Here is an 18,427-nt window from a genome sequence, read left to right on the forward strand (position 1 = left end):
GAACACCAACACCGAACGACCGTCGACCGGGCGGCCGCCGTCCCACGCCCCCGAGTCGTCGTCGGCCATCTGCCCTAGCAGGGTGCGCAGTTGGTCCTGGTCCCCGACCAGTGCCTTCCGGTACTCGAAGGCGGTGCGCGCGTGCAGGGCGGACCCGATGTCGCGAGGGTCGGCCACGGGGCCGCCGTCCAGGTGGCCGCGCAGACGGTCGGCCTGGAAGCGCAGTGCCTGCGGGCTCTTCGCCGACAGCAGCCAGGGCACCGCCGGCAGGGGGGTGCGTTCGGCCGGCGGGCCGTCGTCCTCCAGGGGGGTGTGTTCGAGGATGGCGTGGACGTTGGTGCCGCTCAGGCCGAAGGAGGACACACCCGCCCGCAAGGGGCGACCGTGGAGCGGCCAGGGCTGCTGCTCGGTCGCGAGGGCCAGCGCGCCGCGCGTCCAGTCGACGTGGCCGGAGGGCCTGCCGACGTGCAGGGTCCGGGGCACCTGCCCGTGGCGCATGGACAGCACCGTCTTGATGACCCCTGCCACCCCCGATGCCGCCTGGGCGTGGCCGAGGTTGGACTTGAGGGATCCGACCAGCAGGGGTCGTTCTGCTGGCCGGTCCTGACCGTACGTCGCCAGCAGGGCCTGGGCCTCGATCGGGTCGCCGAGCGTGGTACCGGTGCCGTGCGCCTCCACCACGTCCACCTCGGACGCCGTCAGGCCCGCGTCCGCCAGCGCCGCCCGGATCACCCGCTGCTGCGAGGGGCCGTTGGGGGCGGAGAGTCCGTTGCTGGCGCCGTCCTGGTTGACGGCGGAGCCGCGGACCACCGCCAGGACCGGGTGTCCGTTGCGGCGGGCGTCCGACAGCCGCTCCAGCAGCAGGACGCCGACGCCCTCGCCCATGCCCATGCCGTCCGCGTCGTCCGAGAAGGCCTTGCAGCGGCCGTCCTCGGCGAGTCCCCGCTGACGGGAGAAGCTGATCAGGGCGCCGGGGGTCGCCATCACGGCGACGCCGCCGACCAGGGCGAGCGAGCAGTCGCCGCCGCGCAGCGCCCGGCCCGCGACGTGCATGGCGACGAGCGAGGAGGAGCAGGCCGTGTCGATGGTCACCGCGGGGCCTTCGAGGCCCAGGGTGTAGGCGACCCGGCCTGACACGACACTGGGTGCGCTGCCGGTGAGCAGGTGGCCGTCGCCTTCCTCGGACCGGGCGACGACGGCCGCGTAGTCGGCGTAGTTGACACCGGTGAACACTCCGGTGCGGCTGCCGCGCAGGGCGGCCGGGTCGATGGCGGCGCGTTCGATCGCCTCCCAGGTGGTCTCCAGGAGCAGCCGCTGCTGCGGGTCCATGGCCAGGGCCTCGCGCGGCGAGATGCCGAAGAACTCCGCGTCGAACTCGGCCGCGTCGTGCAGGAAGCCGCCGCGCCGGGTGGTCGAGGTGCCGGGGCGGTCGGGGTCGGGGTCGTAGAGGGCTTCGACGTCCCAGCCGCGGTCGGTGGGGAGGTCCGAGACGGCGTCGCCGCCGTCGGCGAGCAGGCGCCACAGGTCCTCGGGGGTGCCGATGCCGCCGGGGAAGCGGCAGGCCATGGACACGATCGCGATCGTGTCGTCGTCGGACGCGGGCGTGTGCGCGGCGGTGTCCGGGTCGTCGGGGCGCGGCTCGGCGGCCTGCCGGCCGAGCAGTTCGGCGCGGATCTCCCGGGCGAGCGCGACGGACGACGGGTGGTCGAAGATCAGGGTGGACGGCAGCCGCAGCCCGGTGGCGGTGTTGAGCCGGTTGCGGAGTTCGACCGCGGTGAGGGAGGCGAAACCCAGGTCCTGGAAGGCCGCGCCGGGCCGGATCGCATCCACCGAGGGATGGCCGAGGACGGCTGCCGCGTGGGTGCGGACCAGGTCGAGCAGCAGGCGGTGCTGCTCGGACTCGCCGAGGGCGGTGAGCCGTTGGCGCAGCAGTGCGGCGGCGGGTGCCTCCGTGTCGCCGGTCGCGGCCGCCAGCGCGCGGCGGGCTTCGGGGATGCCGGTGAGCAGCGGGCTGGGGCGGGTGGAGGTGAAGACGGCGGCGAACCGCTCCCAGTCGACGTCGGCGACGGCGAGTACGGTCTCGTCGTCGTCCAGTGCCTGTCGCAGGGCCTGGACCGCGAGGTCGGGGGCGATCCGGGGCAGGCCGTGCTGCTCCAGTTTGAACAGGTCGGCGTCCGCTCCGGCGACGCGGTCCTGCCAGGGGTTCTCGGCCTGCCAGATGCCCCAGTCGACGGTGGTGGCGGTGAGGCCGCGGGCCCGGCGGTGCTGGGCCAGGGCGTCGAGGTAGGCGTTGGCCGCGGCGTACGCGCCGTGGTCGCCGCTGCCCCAGACTCCGGCGATCGAGGAGAACAGCACGAAGGCGTCGAGTTCGCGGTCGAGCAGGGCGTCGAGGTGTTCGGCGCCGGCGGCCTTGGCGGCGACGATCTGTTCGAAGGCGGACATCGGTGTGCCGTCGAGGGGGGCGAGCGCGACGAAGGCGGCCGCGTGGACGACCGCGGTGACCGGGTCGCCCGCCGTCTCCAGGCCGGTGAGCAGCGCCGCTACGTCCTGACGGTCAGCCAGGTCGCAGACGGGCAGGGTCAGTCGTACGCCGAGGGCGGCCAGTTCCGCGGCGAGTTCGGCCGCGCCGGGTGCCTGGGGGCCGCGGCGGCCGGGCAGGACGAGGTGGGTGGCGCCGCTGCGGGCCAGCCAGCGGGCGAGGTGCGGGCCGACGGCTCCGGTGCCGCCGGTCAGCAGGACGGTGCCGCGGGGCTTCCACTGCTTCGTACGGCCGTCGTCGTTCCGGGGGGCGCGCCGGAGGCGGCGGGCCAGCAGGCCGGTGGGGCGCAGGGCGAGCTGGTCCTCGCGGCCGACACCGTCCGGGGCGGGGCCGGCGGCCGTCAGTACGGCGGCGAGCCGGGCCCGGGCGCGGGCGTCGAGGTCCGGCGGCAGGTCGACGAGTCCGCCCCAGCGGGCGGACTGTTCCAGCGCGGCCACCAGTCCGGTGCCCCAGACCAGTGCCTGGCGGGGGTGGGTGACCGGGTCGTCCGGGCCCGTGGACACCGCCCCGGTGGTGGCGCACCAGAGGGGTGCGGTGACGGCGAGGTCGCCCAGGGCCTGCACCAGGGCGACGGTGAGTGCCGTCCCGGCGGGCAGGGCCGGGTGGTCGGGGTGGGGCCGGTCGGCGGCGGCCAGCAGCGACAGCACGCCCGTCGGGACGCGGTCGCCGAGGGCGGTGGCGAGCGTGTCCGCGAGGTCGGTGCGGCGGACGGCAGCGTCCGTGAGTTCGGCCGTGACGACGGTGGCGCCCGCTTCGGCGAGGGCGAGCAGCGGGCCGCGCACCCGTGCGTCGTCCTCGTGTCCGGCGGGCAGGACGACGAGCCAGGTGCCGGCGGCGGGCGTGGCGGCCGGCGGGTCGGGCACCGGCTGCCAGCCGATGCGGTAGCGCCAGGAGTCGATGACGCTCTCGTCGCGCCGCTGTTTGCGCCAGCCGCGCAGGGCCGGCAGGACGGGGGCGAGGGCGTTCTCGTCGACGGCGAGGTGGGCGGCGATCTCGGCCGGGGCGTCGTGGTCGACCATGTGCCAGAAGGCCGTGTCGTGCGGGTCGGCGGCCGGTGCGGTGTCGGACACCGCCTCCGGCTCCAGCCAGTAGCGCCGGGACTGGAAGGGGTACCCGGGCAGGGCGGTCGGGCGGGCACCGGTGCCGGCGTACACCGCGGACCAGTCGACGGCCACGCCCTCCACCCACAGTTCGGCGGCCGAGCGCAGGGCCCGGGGCAGTCCGCCGTCGTCGCGGCGCAGGGTGCCGACGACCACGGGCGGCTCCGCGGCACCGGTGGCCTCGGCGGTGTCCTGGAGGGCCATGGTCAGCACCGGGTGCGGCGACACCTCGACGAAGACCTCGTGGCCCTGCTGGACCAGGGAGCGTACAGCCGCCTCGAAGCGGACGGTTCCGCGGAGGTTGCGGTACCAGTAGTCGGCGTCCATGGCCGTGGTGTCGAGCAGGTCGCCGGTGACGGTGGAGTACAGCGGGATGCGGGCCGGGAGCGGGCGTACGCCGGCCAGCGCGGCCAGCACCTCGGACCTGATCCCTTCGACCTGGGCCGAGTGCGAGGCGTAGTCCACGGGCACGGACCGGGCCCGGGCACCCTGTGCGTCGCAGTGGGCGAGCAGTTCGGCCAGGGCCCCGGGTTCCCCGGAGACGACCACGGCGGCGGGCCCGTTGACGGCGGCCACCGACAGTTTCTCGGCCCAGGGGGCGATCTCGGCGCGGACCCGGTCCTCGGGCAGGGACACCGCGACCATGCCGCCGAGTCCGGCCAGCGCCCGGATCGCCCGGCTGCGCAGGGCGACGACCTTCGCCCCGTCCTCCAGGCTCAGCGCTCCCGCCACCACGGCGGCCGCGATCTCGCCCTGGCTGTGTCCGACCACGGCGTCGGGCCGGACGCCCCAGGACTCCCAGTGCGCGGCCAATGACACCATCACCGCCCACAGCACCGGCTGCACCACGTCCACCCGTTCCAGCGAGGGTGCCCCGGGCGCGCCCGCCAGGACGGCGGGGAGCCGCCAGTCGACATGGGCGGAGAGGGCGGCATCGCAGGCGGCGAGGCGGTCCCGGAAGGCGGGGCTGGTGGCGAGCAGGTCCCGGGCCATGCCGGCCCACTGGGAGCCCTGGCCCGGGAACACCAGGGCCGTGCGGCCCTCGACGACCCGGCCGGTGCCCACGACGACGTCGGCGGGCGAGGCCGGGTCGGTGGGGAGGTCCGTGCCCGGTCCGGACAGGGCTACGAGCCCGCCCAGCAGTGCGGGGTGCCCGTCGCCGATCACCACGGCCCGGTGTTCGAAGGCGGACCGGGTGGTGGCCAGCGAGAACCCGACGTCGGTCGGCCGTGCGGGCGCGTCCGCGGCGAGCCGGGCGCGCAGTCGGGCCGCCTGGTCCCCGAGCGCGGACGCGGTGCGGCCGGACAGCACCCAGGGCAGCACGGCCCCGGCCGCGGTGTCCGGCGCGTCGGTCACCGCTCGCGGTCCGTCGGCTTCCGATCCGTCAGTTTCCGGTCCGTCCAACGGTTCCGGCTCCGGTGCCTGTTCGAGGACGACGTGCGCATTGGTGCCGCTCATGCCGAACGAGGACACCCCGGCCCGGCGCGGCCGGTCGACGGCGGGCCAGTCGCGGGCCTCGGTGAGGAGTTCGACGGCGCCCGAGGGCCAGTCGGCGTGCGGGGTGGGCGCGTCCACGTGCAAGGTGCGCGGCAGCACACCGTGCCGCAGTGCGAGGACCGTCTTGATGACCCCGGCGACTCCGGCGGCGGCCTGGGTGTGCCCGATGTTGGACTTCAGCGACCCCAGCCACAGCGGGCGGTCGGCGGGCCGGTCCTGGCCGTAGGTGGCCAGCAGCGCGTCGGCCTCGATCGGGTCGCCGAGGGTGGTGCCGGTGCCGTGCGCCTCCACCGCGTCCACCTCGGACGCGGTCAGGCCCGCGTCCGCGAGCGCCGCCCGGATCACCCGCTGCTGGGAGGGACCGTTGGGGGCGGTCAGGCCGTTGCTGGCGCCGTCCTGGTTGATCGCCGAACCGCGCAGCACGGCCAGCACCGTACGGCCGTTGCGGCGCGCGTCCGACAGCCGCTCCAGCAGCAGCATCCCCACGCCCTCGCCCCAGCCGGTGCCGTCCGCGGCCGCCGCGAACGGCTTGCAGCGGCCGTCGGGGGACATCGCGCCCTGTCGGCTGAACTCGACGAACACCGCCGGCAGCGCCATCACGCTGACCCCGCCGGCGAGGGCGAGGGAGCACTCACCGGCCCGCAGGGCCCGCGCCGCGAGGTGCAGCGCCACCAGCGAAGCCGAACAGGCGGTGTCCACGGTGACGGCGGGGCCTTCGAGTCCGAGCGCGTAGGACACCCGCCCGGACATCACGCTCATCGAGTTCCCCGTCATCAGGAACCCCTGGACGGCTTCGGCGGCGCCGGGGCCCAGCGTCGCGTACCCCTGGTCGATGGCCGCGGCGTACACCCCGGTACGGCTGCCCCGCAGGGTGAGCGGGTCGATCCCGGCCTGCTCGACGGCCTCCCAGGACGCCGTCAGCAGCAACCGCTGCTGCGGGTCCATCGCGACCGCCTCACGGGGCGAGATGCCGAAGAACTCCGGGTCGAAGTCCGCCGCGCCGTCGAGGAACGCCCCCTGCCCGGGAACCGTGCCGCCGGACGGCCAGGCGCTCTCCCAGCCCCGGTCGCCGGGGACCGGCCCGATGGTGTCGCGGCCTTCGGCGAGCAGTTCCCACAGGTCCTCCGGGGTGCGGACACCACCGGGGAAGCGGCAGCTCATCGATACGATCGCGATCGGCTCGCTCGTGCGGGCCTCGGCCTCCCGGAGCCGCTGCCGGGTGTCCCGCAGGTCGATGATCACCCGGTTGAGGTAGTCGCGCATCCTCTGGTCGCTCACTGGACACCGCTGCTTTCGTCTCGGGCTGCTCGGATCTCGTCTCGGGCTGCGCGGGGTGCTCGGGCTGCGCGGACCGTTGCCCCGGTCATGCGGATCCCAACTGCCGGTCGATGTAGTCGAACACCTCGTCGTCGCTGGCCGCCTCGATCAGATCGGGGGCGAGGTCGTCCACGTCACCTGCCGGGCGGACCGCGGTGGCCGGTGTTCCGCCGGGCAGCGGGCGGGACAGCACTTCCCTCATCCGCGCGGCGAGTTCGTCGCTGACGCCGTCCGGCGGCAGGGCGTCCAGCAGGGTCTCCAGGGCGTCGAGCCCGGCCCGGACCGCCGAGTCGGCCGTCGGGCGGGCGGCGACGGCCCGCTCGGCGAGGTGGCGTGCCAGTGCCTCCGGGGTGGGGTGGTCGAAGACGAGCGCGGCCGGCAGCCGCAGCCCGGTCGAGGACATCAGCCGGTTGCGCAGTTCGACCCCGGTGAGGGAGTCGAAGCCGACGTCCTTGAACGGCCGAGCCGGGCGGATCAGGTTCGGCGAACTGTGGCCGAGCACCGCCGCGGCGTTGCCGCGCACCAGGTCGAGCAGGGTCCGGAACAGCTCGGCCTCGGGCAGCTCGGCGAGCTGCCGCGCCGCCGAGAGGGCCGGTGCCGCGGCGGAGGCGGCGCCGGTACGGGCGGGGCGCACCAGGCCGCGCAGCACGGCGGGCAGCCGGTCGTCCGCCCGCAGCACGGACGGGGCGATCCTGGCCGCGAGCCGGTAGGCGTACGGGGAGTCCAGCGCCGCGTCGAACAGGGCGAGGCCCTCCGCCGAGGTCAGCGCGCCCGCCCCGGCGCCCCGGCCCGCGGTGACCGCGGCGGTCATCGCGCTGCGCTCCTCCCACAGGCCCCAGCCGATGGACAGGCCGGGCAGCCCCTCGGCCCGGCGCTCGGCGGCGAGGGCGTCGAGGACCGCGTTGGCGGCGGCGTAGTTCGCCTGCCCGGCCGCGCCGAACTGGGCGGCGCCCGAGGAGAACAGGACCAGCGCCGCGAGGTCGAGGTCCCGGGTGAGTTCGTGCAGGGCCAGCGCCGCGTCCACCTTGGGCCGCAGGACGCGGTCGAGCCGGTCCGGGGTCAGCCCGGCGATCGTGGCGTCGTCCAGGACCCCGGCCGCGTGCACGACGGCGGTCAGCGGGCGCGCGGCGGGCACCGACCCGAGCAGGGCGGCGAGCGCGGCGCGGTCGGCGACGTCGCAGGCCGCGACCGTCACCGACGCCCCGAGACCGGTCAGTTCCCGCACCAGCTCCGGCATGCCGTCGGCGGACCCGCCCCGGCGGCCCGCCAGCAGCAGGTGCCGGGTGCCGTGCGCGACGACCAGATGCCGGGCCAGGAGCCGTCCCAGGGTGCCGGTGGCCCCGGTGACCAGGACGGTCCCTGCGGGGTCCGGCGGAGCGGGCAGCAGCAGCACGTTCTTGCCGACGCCCCGGGCCTGGCCGAGCGAGCGCAGCGCGGCCGGGGCCTGCCGGACGTCCCAGCCGGTGACGGGCAGCGGACGCAGCACTCCCTGCTCGAACAGGCCCAGGACCTCGGCGAGCATCTCGCCGATGCGCTCCGGACCGGCCTCCATCAGGTCGAACGCCCGGTAGCGCACGCCGGGGTGCTGCCCGGCGACCGCCTCGGGGTCGCGGACGTCGGTCTTGCCCATCTCCACGAACCGGCCGCCGTTCGGCAGCAGCCGCAGACCCGCGTCGACGAACTCCCGCGCCAGACTGTCGAGTACGACGTCGACCCCCCGCCCGCCGGTGGCGGTCAGGAACTTCTCCGCGAAGTCGGTGCTGCGGGACGAGGCGATGTGCGCGTCGTCCAGTCCGCCGGCCCGCAGGACGTCCCACTTGGCGGGGGAGGCGGTCGCGAACACCTCCGCACCGGCGTGCCGGGCGAGCTGCGCCGCCGCCGTGCCGACACCGCCGGCCGCGGCGTGTACCAGGACCGATTCCCCGCGCCGCAGTCCGCCGAGATCGAACAGACCGTAGTAGGCGGTGAGGAACACCACCGGCACGGACGCGGCGCGGGCGAAGGACCAGCCCGCGGGTATCCGGGCGACGGTGCGGCGGTCGGCGACGGCGGTCGGGCCGAACGCACCCCCGAAGATTCCCATCACCCGGTCCCCCGGTGCCAGATCGTCCACGCCCGGGCCCACCTCGACGACGGTTCCGGCGCCCTCGCTGCCCAGGCCCTGCTGCTCGGGGTCGGGGTCCAGGCCGAGCGCGGCGATGACGTCGTGGAAGTTCAGCCCGGCGGCGCGCACCGCGATCCGCACCTCGCCCTTGCCCAGCGGGGCGAGGGCCGCAGGAGCGGGCTCCGCCACAATGTCCTCCACGGAGCCCCGGCCGTCGGTGGTGAGCCGCCAGGCGGCGCCGTCCGGCAGGGACAGCGTGCCGTCCGGCCGTCCGCCGCGGACCAGCCGCGGCAGCAGCGGCGGGCCGGTACGCAGCGCCAGCTCGGGTTCCCCGGCGGCGAGCGCCGCGGGCAGGGCGTCGGCCGGCTCGCCGTTGCCGGGCGTGTCGACGAGGACGAAGCGCCCGGGGTGCTCGGCCCGCGCGCTGCGCACCAGGCCCCACAGGGCGGCCTGGGCCGGATCGACGGGACGGTCGAGCGGGCCGGTACGGACCGCGTCCCTGGTGAGCAGGGCCAGCCCGGCCTCGGCGAACCGCTCGTCGGCCAGCCACTGCTGGACGAGGGCGAGGCCCTGGTGCGCGGTGGCGCGGACCCGGTCGGCGGGGTCGGGCAGGTCGGCGGTGGCGACGGCCGCCACGATCACCTCGGGGAGGGCGGTGCCCGCTGCGAGGGCGGCCCCCAGGGCATCGAGGTCCGGCCACGACTCCGCGCCGGGGACGGCACCGCCGAGGGCGGCCCAGGTGGGCACGGCGCTGTCGGCCTGCTCGGCGGCCGGGGTCCAGTCGAGGCGGTACAGCAGGTCGGCGTGGGCGGTCGCGGAGAGCGGGCCTCCTGCGGCCGGAGGCCGCAGCAGCAGGGCCTCCACGCCGAGGACCTGCCGTCCGGACAGGTCGTGGGCGTGCAGGGTCACGGCGTCCGGCGCGTCCGCGGCGAGCCGCACGCGCAGCGTGGTGGCCCCGGTGGTCCCGCCGGTCACACCGCTCCAGCTGAAGGGCAGCCGGGCCCGGCCGTCCTGGTCGGGGAGCAGTGCGGCGGTCTGGAGGGCCGCGTCCAGCAGCGCGGGGTGCAGCACGCACCCTGCGGCGTCGGCGTGCTGCCGCTCCGGCAGCACCACCTCGGCGAACACCTCGCCGCCGCGGAGCCACGCGGCACGGATGCCGCGGAAGGCGGGGCCGTAGTGGTACCCGGCCTCGGCGAAGCGCTCGTAGAGGTCGCCGGTGTCGACGGGTTCGGCACCGGGCGGCGGCCAGCTCAGCAGGCCGGCCGCGCCTTCGGACCGGTCCCCGGCGGGCCGGGGTGCCAGGGCGCCGGTGGCGTGCTCGATCCAGGGCGTGTCGGCCTCCTGTGCCGTCCGGGCGAACACGCTGAGCCCGCGCCGGCCGTCGCCGTCGGGCGCAGCCACCCGGAGCTGCAGGTGGACGGCTCCCTCCGCCGGGAGCACGAGCGCCGATCCGAGGGTGAGTTCCTCGACCACCGGGCAGTCCGCCTCGGCCCCGGCACGCAGCGCGAGTTCGAGGAAGGCCGTGCCGGGGAGGAGGACGACGCCCGACACCGCGTGGTCGGCGAGCCAGGGGTGGGTCCGCAGCGAGATCCGGCCGCTGAGCAGCAGTTCGCCGGAGTCCGCGACCTGCATCGCCGCGCCGAGCAAGGGGTGCCCGGTCGTGGTGAGACCCGCCGAGGCGACGTCCCGGCTCGTGGTCGGAACGTCGAGCCAGTAGCGGGTGCGCTGGAAGGCGTACGTCGGCAGGTCCACCCGCCGCGCCCCCGGGAACGCACCCGACCAGTCCACCGCAAGGCCGCACTCCCACGCGCGGCCCACCGCACGCAGCACCTGCTCCACGCCACCTTCTCCACGGCGCAAGGTCCCCAGCACCGCGGCGTCCGCACCCGCGGCCTCCACCGACTCCCCCACCGCCACACCCAGCACCGCATGCGGACTCGGCTCCACGAAGAACCGAAAACCCTCCCCCAACAACGACTCCGTGGCCCGCCCGAACTCCACCGTCTCCCGCAGGTTCCGGTACCAGTACCCGGCGTCCAACGCCTTCGTGTCCAGCCAGTCGCCCGTCACCGTCGAGAAGAACGGCACCGAACCCGAGACCGGATCGATTCCCTCCAGGTCGGACAGCAGGCGCTCGCGGATCTCCTCCACGTGCGCGGAGTGCGAGGCGTAGTCCACCTCGATCAGACGCGCCCGCACACCCTCGCCGACCAGGACATCCACCAGTGCCGTGACCGCGTCCGCGTCACCCGACACCACCGTCGACGACGGACCGTTCACCGCCGCCACCGACAACCGCCCCGCCCACAAGGCGAGCCGCTCCCGCACCACGTCCACCGGCAACGGCAACGACGCCATGCCACCGCGCCCCGCCAGCACCTTGATCGCGCGAGAACGCAACGCCACCACCCGCGCTCCGTCCTCCAGACTCAGACCGCCGGCCACACAGGCGGCCGCAATCTCACCCTGCGAGTGACCCACCACGGCGTCCGGGACGACGCCGAAGGAACGCCACACCTCAGCCAGCGACACCATCACCGCCCACAGCACCGGCTGCACCACATCCACCCGCGCCAACAGCGCCTCCGAACCCAACGCCTCCACCAACGACCAGTCCACGTACGGCGCCAGAGCCCGTTCACACTCCGCCATCCGCCCCGCAAAAACCTCCGACCCGGCCAACAGACCCGCAGCCATCCCCACCCACTGCGAACCCTGACCCGGGAACACCAACACCGAACGACCGGAAACCAACCCGCCGCCGGACACCGCAGCACCCTCCGCCAGCGCGGTGAGGTGCTCTGCGAGGTCCTCCTCCGTGCCCACCAGCACCGCGCGGTGCCCCAGCGCGCTGCGGCCCGTGGCCAGCGAGAAGGCCACGTCCGCGGCGCGGACGCCGGACCCGTCACCGATCCGGGCCGCCAGTGCCGCAGCCTGGGCACCCAACGCCTCCGGAGTGCGCGCCGAAAGGAGCAGGGGGACGGCGGCAGGTGCGGTCTCCGGCGTGCCGGGCCCGTCGACGAGCGTGTCTGCGGGGGCTGTCGGGTCGGCCGGGGCCTGTTCGAGGATGACGTGGGCATTGGTGCCGCTGACGCCGAAGGAGGACACACCCGCCCGGCGCGGACGTCCCGTGTCGTCCCACGCACGGGCCTCCGTCAGCAACCGCCCGGCTCCGGCCGACCAGTCCACCTCGGGCGTCGGGCCGTCCACGTGCAGCGTCTTGGGCATCACGCCGTGCTGCAGGGCGAGCACCGACTTGATGACCCCCGCCACACCGGCGGCAGCCGAGGTGTGGCCGATGTTCGACTTCAGCGAGCCGATCCACAAAGGTCGTTCTGCTGGCCGGTCCTGACCGTACGTCGCCAGCAGGGCCTGGGCCTCGATCGGGTCGCCGAGCGTGGTACCGGTGCCGTGCGCCTCCACCACGTCCACCTCGGACGCCGACAACCCCGCGTCCGCCAGCGCCGCCCGGATCACCCGCTGCTGCGACGGACCGTTCGGCGCCGTCAGACCATTGCTCGCACCGTCCTGGTTCACCGCCGAACCACGCACCACCGCCAGCACCGGATGCCCCAGACGCCGCGCGTCCGACAACCGCTCCACCAGCAGCATGCCCGTGCCTTCACCGAAGGCCGTCCCGTCGGCCGCCGCGGCGAAGGACTTGCAGCGGCCGTCCGGGGCGAGTCCGCCCTGCCGGCTGAACTCCACGAACAGTTCGGGGCTGCACATCACGTTGACGCCGCCGGCCAGGGCCAGCGAGCACTCGCCGGACCGCAGCGCCCGTACCGCGAGGTGCAGCGCCACCAACGAGGACGAGCAGGCCGTGTCCACGGTGACGGCGGGGCCTTCCAGACCGAAGAAGTAGGCCAGGCGTCCGGAGACGATGCTTCCCGAGTTGCCGGTGCCGAGGAATCCCTCGACGTCCTCGGGGATGTGGGGCAGCAGCCGGGCGGCGTAGTCCTGCTGCATCAGGCCGACGTACGTGCCGACCGGGGCGCCGCGCAGGGCGGCCGGGTCGATGGCGGCGCGCTCGAAGAGCTCCCAGGTGGTTTCCAGCAGCAGCCGCTGCTGCGGGTCCATGGCCAGGGCCTCGCGCGGCGAGATGCCGAAGAACTCCGCGTCGAACTCGGCCGCGTCGTGCAGGAAGCCGCCGTCGCGGGTGACGGAGGTGCCGACGCGGTCGGGATCGGGGTCGTAGAGGGTTTCGACGTCCCAGCCCCGGTCGGTGGGGAAACCGGAGATGCCGTCGCGGCCCTCGGCCAGCATCAGCCACAGGTCCTCGGGCGAGCGGACACCGCCGGGGAGGCGGCAGGCCGCGGAGACGATCGCGATCCGGTCGTCGTCCGCGTCCCGGTTCCGGCCGGCCGGAACCGCCGGTACGGCCGCGACAGTTGCCGCGCCCGCTTCCGTGTCCGTGAGTCCGGCGGCCAGGAAGTCCGCGAGCACCGCCGGGGTCGGGTGGTCGAACACCAGGCTGGCGGGAAGCCGCAGGCCCGTGGCGGTGTTCAGGCGGTTGCGCAGGTTCACCGAGGCCAGTGAGTCGAAGCCCAGTTCACGGAAGGCCCGTCCGGCGTCGAGGGTGTCCGGGGAGGCGTGGCCGAGGACCGCTGCCGCGTGGGTGCGGACGAGTTCGACGAGCAGGCGGGTCCGTCCGGTGGCGTCGAGGGCCGCGAGGCGCAGGCGCAGGGCGTTGTCCCCCACCGTCGCCTCCGCGGCCGTGGCCGCCCGGCGCGGCGGTGTGCGCACCAGGCCGCGCAGCAGCGGCGGCAGGGTGCCGTCCGCCGCCGCGGACCGCAGAGCGGCCGTGTCGAGGCGGATCGGGACCAAGGCGGGCCGGTCCACGGTGAGGGCGGTGTCGAAGAGCGCGAGCCCCCGCTCGGTGGAGAGCGGCGGCATCCCGGACCGGGCGAGGCGCCGGACGTCGTCCTCGTCCAGGTGTCCGGTGAGGGCGCTGGGCTGCTCCCACAGGGTCCAGGCCAGGGACTGGCCGGCCAGCCCCGCCGCCCGGCGCCGGACGGCCAGGGCGTCGAGGAAGGCGTTGGCGGCGGCGTAGTTGGCCTGTCCGGGGCCGCCGAAGGTGCCCGCGGCCGAGGAGAAGAGCACGAAGTGCGTGAGGTCGAGGTCGCGGGTCAGTTCGTGCAGGTGGAGGGCAGCGTCGACCTTGGGGCGCAGCACGGCGTCCACCCGTTCGGGGGTGAGTGCGGTGACGACGCCGTCGTCGAGGGTGCCCGCGGTGTGGACCACGGCGGTCAGCGGGTGCGCGGGCGGCAGGTCGGCGAGGACGGCGGCCAGGGCCGCCCGGTCCGCGGCGTCGCAGGCGACGACGGCGGTCTCGGCTCCCAGCGCGGCGAGTTCGGCGCGCAGTTCCTCGGCTCCGGCGGCGGCCGGGCCGCTGCGGGAGAGCAGCAGCAGGTGCCGGACGCCGTGCCCGGTGACCAGGCGGCGGGCGACGTGGGAGCCGAGCAGACCGGTGCCGCCGGTGACGAGGACCGTGCCGTCCGGGTCGAAGGCCCTGAGGGGCGCTGCCGCGTCGTCCGGCTGGTCCGGGTCGTTCCTGAGGACCCGGACCAGCCGGGGTGCGCGGACGTCGTCGCCGCGGACCGCGGACTCCGGTTCTCCCGAGGCGAGGGCCGCGGCGACGCCCGCGGAGGTACCGTGCTCGGCGTCGGCGTCGCGGTCGAGATCAACGTCGTGGTCCAGGTCGAGCAGGGCGAAGCGCCCGGGGTGTTCGGAGCGGGCCGAGCGGACCAGGCCCCAGAGCGCGCTGTGCGCGGGGTCGGTGACGTCCTCCCCCTCCCCGGCGGAGACCGCGCCCCGGGTGGCGAACACCAGGCGCGAGTCGGCGAAGCGGTCGTCGGCGAGCCAGGTCCGGATGTCGGCGAGGGCCCGGTGGACGGCAGCGCGGACCGCCTCGGCCGGTCCGGCCGCGGCCGCGGGCTCCGCGCGGGCGAGCAGGACCGTTCCGGGCACCGGGGCTCCGGCGTCGACGGCCGCCAGCAGCGTGGCCAGGTCCGCGGTGCGGTGGACGGGTGCGCCGCTGCCGCGCCGGGGTGTGGTGACCCATTCCGGCGCGTAGAGGTCCTGGTGGTGGGCGCCCCGGGGGGCGCGGTCGGCACCGGGGCCGACCGCGCCCGCGGGCCGCAGGACCAGCGCGTCCACGGTCGCCACGAGGGCGCCGGCCGCGTCGGCGACGGTGAGCGCCACCGCGTCGGGTCCGGCCGGGGCGAGCCGGACGCGGATCGCGTCGGCGCCGGTGGCATGCAGGGTCACGCCGTTCCAGGAGAACGGCAGCCGTCCCTCGGGGTGGGCGTCCGCGCCGGGGGTGCCGGGAACGCCGGTGGCGTGCAGGGCCGCGTCCAGCAGGGCCGGGTGCAGGCCGAAGCGGGCGGCGTCGGGGGCGGACCCGGCGGGCGCGACGGCCTCCGCGAAGACCTCGTCGCCGCGCCGCCAGGCCGCGCGCAGCCCCTGGAAGGCGGGGCCGTAGGCGAATCCGCTCGCCGCGAAGCGGTCGTACAGCCCGTCCAGGGCGAGGGGTTCGGCACCGGGCGGCGGCCAGGGCATCGGCCCGCCGGCCTCGGAGCCGCCGGCGCCGTACGCACCGTTCGTGCCGTTCGTGCCGTTCGTGCCGTTCGCACTGTTCGTGCCGTTCGCACCGTTCGCGCCGTCCTGGGCCAGGACGCCTTCGGCGTGCCTGGTCCACTCGTCGTCCTCGGGGTCGCCGTCGGCGGGTGCGTCCGGCCGGGAGTGCAGGCTGAGCGGGCGGCGGCCCCGGGCGTCGGGCGCGCCCACGGTGAGCCGCAGCACGGTGCCGCCGTGTTCGGGCAGCACCAGGGGGGCTTCGAGGGTGAACTCCTCGACCCGGGGGCAGCCCACGCGGGCTCCGGCCTGGAGCGCGAGTTCCAGGAAGGCGGTGCCCGGGAGCAGTGCCCGGCCGCCGACGGCGTGGTCGGCGAGCCACGGGTGGGTGCGGGCCGACAGGCGGCCGGTGAGGAGCAGGCCGTCGCTGTCGGCGAGGACCACGACGGCGCCCAGCAGCGGATGGTCCGCGGGGGCCAGTCCGGCGGAGGTGACGTCCGCGACGGGCCCGGCGCCGTCCTCCAGCCAGTACGGGTCGCGCTGGAAGGCGTAGGTGGGCAGCTCCACCCGTCCGGGGCGGCGGTCGGCGAAGACGGCGTCCCAGTCCGGGGAGACTCCGCGCAGGTGGAGTTCGGCCAGGGACTCGGTGAACCGGCGGGGGCCGCCGTCGTCGCGGCGCAGGGTGCCCACGGCGGTGGCGTCGGCGCCCGCGTCCTCGGCGGTCTCCAGGACGCCGACCGTGAGGACGGGGTGCGGACTGCTCTCCAGGAGGACCTGGTAGCCGTCGGCGAGCAGGGCGCGGGTCGCCTGTTCGAAGCGGACGGTCCCGCGGAGATTGCGGTACCAGTAGTCGGCGTCCAGGGCGGTGGTGTCCTCCAGCAGGCCGCCGCTGAGGGTGGAGTAGAAGGGGATCGCCGACGGGCGGGGGTCCAGTCCGTCGAGCCGGGCGAGCAGTTCGGTGCGGATGTCCTCGACGTGGGCGCTGTGCGAGGCGTAGTCGACGGGGATGCGGCGGCTGCGGATGTCCAGGGCGGTCGTCCGGTCGAGGAACGCGTCGAGCGCGTCGGTGTCGCCGGAGACCACGGTGGAGGCGGGTCCGTTCACGGCGGCGACGGAGAGCCTGCCGTCCCAGGGGACGAGGTGTTCGGCGACCTGTTCGGCGGGCAGGGCCACCGAGGCCATGCCGCCGCGGCCGGACAGCGCGCGGATCGCCCGGCTGCGCAGGGCGACGACCCGGGCGGCGTCGTCCAGGGAGAGGGCCCCGGCGACGCACGCCGCCGCGATCTCGCCCTGGGAGTGGCCGACGACGGCGCCGGGGGTGATGCCGTAGGAGCGCCACAGTTCGGCCAGGGAGACCATGACGGCCCACAGCACCGGCTGCACCACGTCGACGCGTTCGGCCGGCGGGGTGCCGGGGGCGCCGCGCAGGACGGCTTCCAGGGACCAGTCGACGAAGGGGGCGAGGGCGCGCTCGCAGTCCGCGACGCGGGCGGCGAAGGCGGGGGCGGAGTCGAGGAGTTCGACGGCCATGCCGACCCACTGGGTGCCCTGTCCGGGGAACACCAGGGCGACTTCGCCGCCGGTTCCGGCGGTGCCGAGGACCAGGCCGGGGGCGGTGCGGCCGGCGGCCAGGGCGTCGAGGCCGGCCAGGAACTCCTCGGGACGGGTGCCGATCAGGACCGCCCGGTGCTCGTGCGCGGCGCGGGTCGTCGCGAGGGCGTGGCCGATCTCGGCCGGACCGGGGCCGGGATGGGCGTCGAGGTGGTCGCGGAGCCGTGCGGCCTGGGCGCGCAGTGCTTCGGCGGTGCGTCCGGAGAGCACCCAGGGGAGCACGGCGGGGGTGGCGGGCGCGGCGGGGCCGGCGTCCTGGTCCAGGACGGGTTCGTCCGCCTGCTCCAGCACGACGTGTCCGTTGGTGCCGCTGACGCCGAAGGAGGACACCGCGGCCCGGCGCGGCCGTCCGGTCTCGGGCCAGGGGGTGTTCGCGGTGACCAGGCGTACCGCGCCCGCGGTCCAGTCGATCTGCGGGGACGGGTCCTGCGCGTGCAGGGTGGGCGGGACGGTGCCGTGCCGCATGGCGAGGACGGTCTTGATGATGCCGCCGACGCCGGCCGCCGCCTGGGTGTGCCCGATGTTGGACTTCAGCGAGCCGAGCAGCAGCGGCTGCCCGTCCGCGCGGTCCTGCCCGTAGGTGGCCAGCAGGGCCTGGGCCTCGATCGGGTCGCCGAGCGGGGTGCCGGTGCCGTGCGCCTCGACCACGTCCACGTCGGCGGGGGTGAGTCCGGCGTTGGCCAGGGCGTGGCGGATGACGCGCTGCTGGGCGGGGCCGTTGGGAGCGGTGAGCCTGCTGCTGGCGCCGTCCTGGTTGACGGCGGTGCCGCGGATCAGGGCGAGGACCGGGTGGCCGTTGCGCCGGGCGTCGGAGAGGCGCTCCAGCAGGAGCATGCCGACGCCCTCGCCCCAGCCGGTGCCGTCGGCGGCTGCGGCGAAGGACTTGCAGCGGCCGTCCCGGGCCAGGCCGCCCTGGCGGCTCATCTCCACGAACGGGACGGGTGTCGACATCACCATCGCGCCCCCGGCCAGGGCCAGGGTGCAGTCCCCGGCCCGCAGGGCCTGGGCGGCGAGGTGGACGGCGACCAGCGAGGAGGAGCAGGCGGTGTCGATGCTGACCGCCGGGCCCTCCAGACCGAAGGTGTAGGCGACGCGGCCGGAGGCGACGCTGTCGGAGCTGCCGCTGCCGATGTAGCCGGCCACGTCGTCGGGGACCTGGCGCAGCCGTACCGCGTAGTCCTGGTACATCACTCCGGCGAAGACTCCGGTCCTGCTGCCCCGCAGGGTCGCGGGGTCGATGCCGGCCCGTTCGAACGCCTCCCAGGTGGTCTCCAGGAGGAGCCGCTGCTGCGGGTCCATCGCGAGCGCCTCGCGCGGGGAGATCCCGAAGAATCCGGGGTCGAAGTGCCCGACGTCGTCGAGGAAGCCGCCCAGGGCGGTGTGGCTGGTGCCCTCGCGCAGCTGTTCCGGGTCGTCCAGGTGGTCCAGGTCCCAGCCCCGGTCGCGGGGGAAGCCGGTGATGGCGTCGGTGCCGTCGGTGACCAGCCGCCACAGGTCCTCGGGGGACCGTACGCCGCCGGGGTAGCGGCAGCTCATCGCGACGACCGCGATCGGTTCGCGGCCCGCTTCCTCGGCCTCGGTCAGGCGCCGGCGGGTGTGGTGCAGATCCGCCGTCACGCGCTTGAGGTAGTCCCTCAGCTTGTCGTCGTTCACCATCGGGAGCCGCCGTCCTGGTTCGGGTGT

Annotated in this window: 2 protein-coding genes; both read right to left on the reverse strand. The window is 75.7% G+C overall.

Annotation, left to right across the window (positions count from 1 at the left end):
* Positions 1-6,414: type I polyketide synthase (locus tag BI06_RS39060; RefSeq protein ID WP_369826368.1), on the reverse strand; the 6,414-nt coding region annotated here is incomplete at its 3' end.
* An 85-nt stretch (positions 6,415-6,499) separates the two neighbouring features.
* A complete protein-coding gene (locus BI06_RS39065) occupies positions 6,500-18,397 on the reverse strand; it encodes an SDR family NAD(P)-dependent oxidoreductase (protein WP_369826372.1) in 11,898 nt (3,965 codons plus the stop codon).
* Between the last annotated feature and the right edge of the window lie 30 nt (positions 18,398-18,427).

The organism is Kitasatospora sp. MBT66 (genome assembly GCF_000710405.2).
Lineage (GTDB): Bacteria > Actinomycetota > Actinomycetes > Streptomycetales > Streptomycetaceae > Kitasatospora > Kitasatospora purpeofusca.